The sequence below is a fragment of the Rhodococcus sp. BS-15 genome (assembly GCF_000813105.1).
In the GTDB taxonomy this organism is placed as follows: domain Bacteria; phylum Actinomycetota; class Actinomycetes; order Mycobacteriales; family Mycobacteriaceae; genus Rhodococcoides.
On sequence record NZ_BAOX01000318.1, the window covers coordinates 1 to 5405 of the forward strand.

Consider the following 5405-nt stretch of genomic DNA (forward strand, 5'->3'; position numbering starts at 1 on the left):
CCCCCCAAAAGTCCACTCGACGTGACATTGAGTGCCCTCGAGTGCCGAGAGGCCCGACGCGGATTCGACGGACCGGTTGTGATCGGACCCAAGGCGGTCTGTGCTTCGGCGCCCACATATCCAGACAGTCGTCGGTTCTGTGTTGTATCGGAGGCTCGGTCCTTAGCGTGGTCGGTGTGCAAGGCACGTCGGTTCTCGGATCGACGTGAATGGTCGCGACGGCGCACCGCAGGGGGGTGTGCCGTCGTTCGATCTCGGCGGGCGGTGTTCGCCACTGTCTCGAATCGGTTGGCGATTCGGGCATCTCCAATTTCGAAGGAGCCCCGCAGATGACGCGTGTTCTCGATCATGAAGAGCTGTTGACAGAACTCGACGGCACGCTGGAAGCCAATTTGAATCGTCATCTGTCGATGGCGAAGGAATGGCATCCGCATGATTACGTTCCGTGGGATCTGGGTCGGAACTTTGCGGCGATGGGTGGGCAGGACTGGTCTCTCGAGCAGTCGTCGTTGTCGGAATTGGCTCGCACGGCGATGATCACCAATTTGCTCACCGAGGACAATTTGCCGTCGTACCACCGGGGGTTGGCAGACAATTTCTCGTTGGACGGTGCCTGGGGCACGTGGGTGGGTCGCTGGACTGCGGAAGAGAATCGTCACGGCATCGTCATGCGCGATTATCTGGTGGTGACCCGTGCGGTCGACCCCGTGGAGTTGGAGCGGGCTCGAATGCATCACATGACGGTGGGTATCGATGCGCCGATGGATGGTGCGAATTTTCTGCATTCGGTGGCGTACGTGACGTTTCAGGAGTTGGCGACGCGGGTGTCGCACCGAAACACGGGATTGGCGTGCGGAGATCCGGTGGCGGATCGAATGTTGGCTCGTGTTGCTGCGGACGAGAACCTGCACATGATCTTCTATCGGAACCTCGGTGAGGCGTCGCTGGATCTGGTGCCCGATCAGATGGTCCGGGCCATCACCGATGTCGCGACCGACTTCCAGATGCCGGGCCTGAACATGCCCAATTTCCGCAAGAACGCGATGACCTTGGCCAAGCACGGGATCTACGATCTCCGGCAGCATCTGGACGAGGTGTTGATGCCTGTTCTGCGCAAGTGGAAGATCTTCGAACGCGACGATTTCACGGGTGAGGGCGAGCGGGATCGCGATCGACTGGCAGCGTTCGTCGAAGACTTGGCGGAGAAGGCGACCAAGTTCGAGGAGTCCCGCGATCGACTGCTTGCCAGAGAGGCAGCGCGCGCCGAGAAGGCGTCCTGACCTGCTGTGCCTTCGCTGGCCAGAGTCGTGATCACGTCTCGGAGGTGTTAGAGTCCGGGCATCGTTGGGTCATGTGAGGCGATGGCCGTAGTGCGTGGGGAGGGCCGATGGTGCCTGGGGGGTATCGGGTGAGTGGTGGTGTTCCTTTCGGTGAATGCTGCCTCCACTCGGCCGAATCATGGCCTTGCACGGTTGGAATCGACTGGTGAGCAGGCCGAGGTTCGACGAGTCCGGCCGAATGCTCGCCGTGTTCGCGGCCGTCACCACAGTTCTCTACGCTGCCAGCGCGATAGCGTCGTGGTCGAATCTGACCGGTGCGCAGCAGGTTCTGGCCGCGTTGGCTCTGCTACTGGGTCCCGCGGCGATCGTCGTGCTGGCAAGGGCAGGTGTGCCGAGCCCCAAACAGGCGGTGGGATTCGCGACCGCGTTGTCGGTGATGGCACTCGCCTGTGCGTTGGGGAGCAGCGACACCATGCCGGCGTTCTTGATCTGCGTCCAGGCGGCTATGTTCCTCGGGATGCACATCGGCGCGTTCTGGTCCGAACGCAGCGCGGGCATATGGGTTGCAGTGCTTGCTGTTTCGGCGGTCATCGGAGCGGCGATCGCGCCGTACGGAACGCCGTTCATCAGTTACATCCTCGTGGCGCTCGGCATCGTCGGTGCGACGGAGGTGTTCGGTGTCTTCGCGCGTCGAATGCGTTATTCCGCGACGCACGACGCGCTGACCGGTCTGCTCAACAGATTCGGTTTCGAGTCCAAAATCGAGAAGATGCTGCCGGCGTGTGCTGCTCGCGGTTTGTCGGTCAGCCTCGCCGTGCTCGACCTGGACAATTTCAAGGAGATCAACGACGAGTACGGCCACATTGCCGGTGACGTCCTGCTCGCTCGGGTCTCGAAGGCCTGGAAGGGGCAGCTGACCAAAAGGGACGTTCTCGGTCGGCTCGGCGGAGACGAGTTCGTGTTGTTCATGCCGGGGGTTCTCGAAAAGGAGGCCTTGCAGATCATCGAGCGACTGCGCCGCGCTCATCGGGCGGAATGGAGCGTCGGATTGGCCTGCATGCCCGCGGGTCGCCGCTGGGGTGAGATCTATCGGGCAGCCGACGCCGATCTGTACCGGGCGAAGCGAAGCAGGCCGCCGAGGACGAGTCGGCCGTCCGATCCCGACGCCGGCTACAGCGGCCCGATCCGCAGGATTGCGCAGTAGCACTCACTCGCTGCACCATTGATCCCCAGATTTCATCCACAGGCTGGGGATAGATTTCCCGGCGCGGTGTACTTCTCGCGTTGACTCGTCGACAACGACGATGCTGCGGGGGATATGCGATGGTCACTCTCGACGAGTTCAGGTCATGGGACAGCCGAGTGCTGGCAGCCGCGTCCGAAGCGCTGATGCGGCGGTGGCGTGAAGTCGCTGCCGTGCACGATTCGGCAGCGGACGAGGTTGTGGGCAAGGGGTGGGACGGTCCCGCGGCCGAGGCGGCACGGGAAACTTTGAGACGCATCCGGTCCGATCTCGGAGATGCCGCAACCGAGTTGCTTCGGATCGCGAGATGTACCGCGGATGCCTCGATCGACATGGAGAGTCTGGTCGCTGCGCTCCGCTCGGTGGAGCGGACGGCGGCCGACGAGCGATTCTCCATCGGATCCGACGGTTCGGTGTACGACGCTGCAGCGTCGTATTCGGTTGCGCTAGTGGATCTGTGGGCGACGATGCGAGAGCGACGGCGATTCCGCGACGAGCTCGCCGAGCGAATCGCGCAGCTGATTCGTACGGCCACGGACTTCGACGACGTCCTTGCCCGACGCCTCGCCGGCGGAACCTCTGCAGCCTCCGTTGCGACGGCAATTGCGGCTTCGGTGCCGCGCGACGGGTCACCGGCGGCCAATGCCGCCTTCTGGAGCGCGCTCTCTCCTGCGGCACGCACCAGGCTGCTCGTCGAACAGCCGGCGCTGATCGGCAATCTCGACGGCCTGCCTGGACGGGTGCGAGACAGCGCCAACCGTCGAGTGTTGGCCGCCGAGCGTATCCGCCTCCGCGCCGTCGAAGCCGAACTGCAGAAAGAGTTGGCCGACAACGTGTTCGGCGGGATCTTCAGTGACGCCGATGCCGGACTCGAACAGACTCGCACGCGGCTGGCATCACTCGATGCGATCGACGCGACGCTGGCGCAGGGGGCTCGGCAGCTTCTGGTCCTCGACAATTCCTCGTACGAGGAGACGATGGCGGCCATAGCGGTCGGCGATGTCGACACGGCGACCCATGTCGCCGTGTTCGTGCCCGGTCTCGGCTCGACCGTGCACGGACATCTTCTCCGTTACGACGGCGATATGGAGAACGTCGAAAATGCTGTGCAGCAACTTGTTTCACAGGATCCACCGGAGTCTGCGGCTGCAGTGACCTGGCTGGACTACCAGGCCCCTCAGCTGGGGTGGAGCTTGCTCGATCCGGATCGGACCGTGGTCTCGGGTGCGGCTGCGCAGGCGGGAGCGGATCGATTGGCTCCGTTTCTGGACGGCCTCGACGCCGCGCGTGCGAGCGATCCGCATCTGTCGGTGCTGGCTCACTCGTACGGATCCCTCACTGCGGCGTCGGCGCTCCGAGGCGACACCGGGGTCGACGAGTTCGTGGCTCTCGGGTCACCGGGATTCGGCACCCACAGCGCCGCAGATCTTCGGCTTCCCGTCGGACACGTGTTCGCGGCGGAGGCCGAGGGCGATATCGTCGCCGACCTGGGTGTGTTCGGCCGCGATCCGGGCGCACTGGACGGAGTCACGCTGCTCTCGACCGAGCGTTCCGACGGAGCCGGCGGCTCGATCGGGCACAGCGACTATCTCACCGAGGGTTCCACCAGCGGACACAACGCCGCACTGGTCGTCGCCGACCGCAGCGCGGAGGTCGTGATCAGAACGAGGCCGGGTCTGCTCGATCTGCTGCAGAAGGTTCTGTACCTATGACGGCGTGTCGTCGTAGTCGGCCAGGCTCGGCGGAACATCGGCGGGCGGGGGCACCTCGTTGCGACGGCGGCCGAGGAAGAACACGACACCTCCGACGACGGCAGCAGCGGCACCGAACACCAGAATTCGCCGGGTCCGACGTGATCCCGAGTCGACCGTGACCAGCGCTCGGGTGCGATTGGCTTCGGCGATACGTTCCGCGGTCACTGCCCGGCGCTCCGCAGCTTGCTTGCGGGCCAGCCCGTAGCCCTTCTTGGCCAACAGCAGGCCCACTCCGGCCGGGCCCTTGCTTGCGGCGGATGCGGCCCCCAGCAGCGCGGTCGCTGCGGTACCGGTGGTCGACCGACCCTGGTCGGACTTCGTTGTGCTCGTCATACCCTCACTGTTCCACAACACGGCCCCGCTGAACCCTCCCGATACACCCGACTCGATGCCCGTTGTGAACTGCCCGATCACCCGAGATGGCACGATGGAGGGCGTGACTTCACCAAACAAGACCCAAACGGCCACGCTGCACACCAACCGCGGCGATATCGTCATCGAACTGTTCGGCAATCACGCCCCCAAGACCGTCGCGAACTTCGTCGGTCTCGCGGACGGATCCAAGGAGTACACGACGCAGAACGCGTCGGGTGCCAAGACCGGACCGTTCTACGACGGCGCGGTCTTCCACCGCGTCATCGACGGCTTCATGATCCAGGGCGGCGACCCCACCGGCACCGGTGCAGGCGGACCGGGCTACAAGTTCGAGGACGAGTTCCACCCGGAGCTCTCCTTCGATCGTCCGTACCTGCTGGCCATGGCGAACGCAGGCCCCGGCACCAACGGCTCGCAGTTCTTCATCACCACCGGCAAGACCCCGCACCTCAACCGCAAGCACTCGATCTTCGGTGAGGTCACCGACGAGGCGTCGAAGAAGGTCGTCGACGCGATCTCGAGCACGCAGGTCGGCCGCGGAGATCGCCCGGTGGACGAGGTCGTCATCAACAACGTCACCATCTCCTGATCTGACCGAAGGACTTTCGACAAGATGACGAACCCCGGCTGGGGTGGCGCGTACGGCGACCAGCCCAACCCACCCCAGTCGGTGTGCGTCCGACATCCCGATCGCCCCACCGGCCTGGCCCTGCTCGCCGCTGCGGCCGGCCGGCATGCCCGCCAGTGTCTTCA

Annotated in this window: 5 protein-coding genes and 1 pseudogene; 5 read left to right on the forward strand and 1 reads right to left on the reverse strand. The window is 64.4% G+C overall.

From position 1 onward, the window contains the following. The first annotated feature begins 329 nt into the window (after nt 1–329). The 3 genes from RHBS_RS23755 to RHBS_RS23765 all read left to right on the forward strand — a co-directional run bounded on the left by RHBS_RS23755 (nt 330) and on the right by RHBS_RS23765 (nt 4235). Nucleotides 330–1280: an acyl-ACP desaturase gene (locus RHBS_RS23755; protein ID WP_121872826.1), complete on the forward strand. Its 951-nt coding sequence runs from the start codon at nt 330–332 to the stop codon at nt 1278–1280. A 205-nt stretch (nt 1281–1485) separates the two neighbouring features. Next, on the forward strand, nt 1486–2484 hold the full coding sequence (locus RHBS_RS23760) for a diguanylate cyclase (RefSeq protein WP_237669618.1): 999 nt from the start codon (nt 1486–1488) through the stop codon (nt 2482–2484). 119 nt (nt 2485–2603) lie between these two features. Further along, nucleotides 2604–4235, forward strand: coding sequence for an alpha/beta hydrolase (locus RHBS_RS23765; protein ID WP_121871641.1), 1632 nt, complete (start codon nt 2604–2606; stop codon nt 4233–4235). On the opposite strand, the gene RHBS_RS23770 is transcribed toward RHBS_RS23765, so the two are convergent. After that, nucleotides 4230–4610, reverse strand: a complete 381-nt coding sequence (locus RHBS_RS23770) for a hypothetical protein (RefSeq protein WP_128646577.1) — start codon at nt 4608–4610, stop codon at nt 4230–4232. The genes RHBS_RS23765 and RHBS_RS23770 overlap by 6 nt on opposite strands. A gap of 94 nt (nt 4611–4704) precedes the next feature. Between RHBS_RS23770 and RHBS_RS23775 the strand changes: the two genes are divergently transcribed. Both RHBS_RS23775 and RHBS_RS31080 read left to right on the forward strand, forming a co-directional pair. After that, nucleotides 4705–5241, forward strand: coding sequence for a peptidylprolyl isomerase (locus RHBS_RS23775; RefSeq protein ID WP_121871643.1), 537 nt, complete (start codon nt 4705–4707; stop codon nt 5239–5241). 24 nt (nt 5242–5265) lie between these two features. Continuing rightward, nucleotides 5266–5405 (forward strand): annotated as a pseudogene (locus RHBS_RS31080) (rhomboid family intramembrane serine protease); the annotation flags it as partial.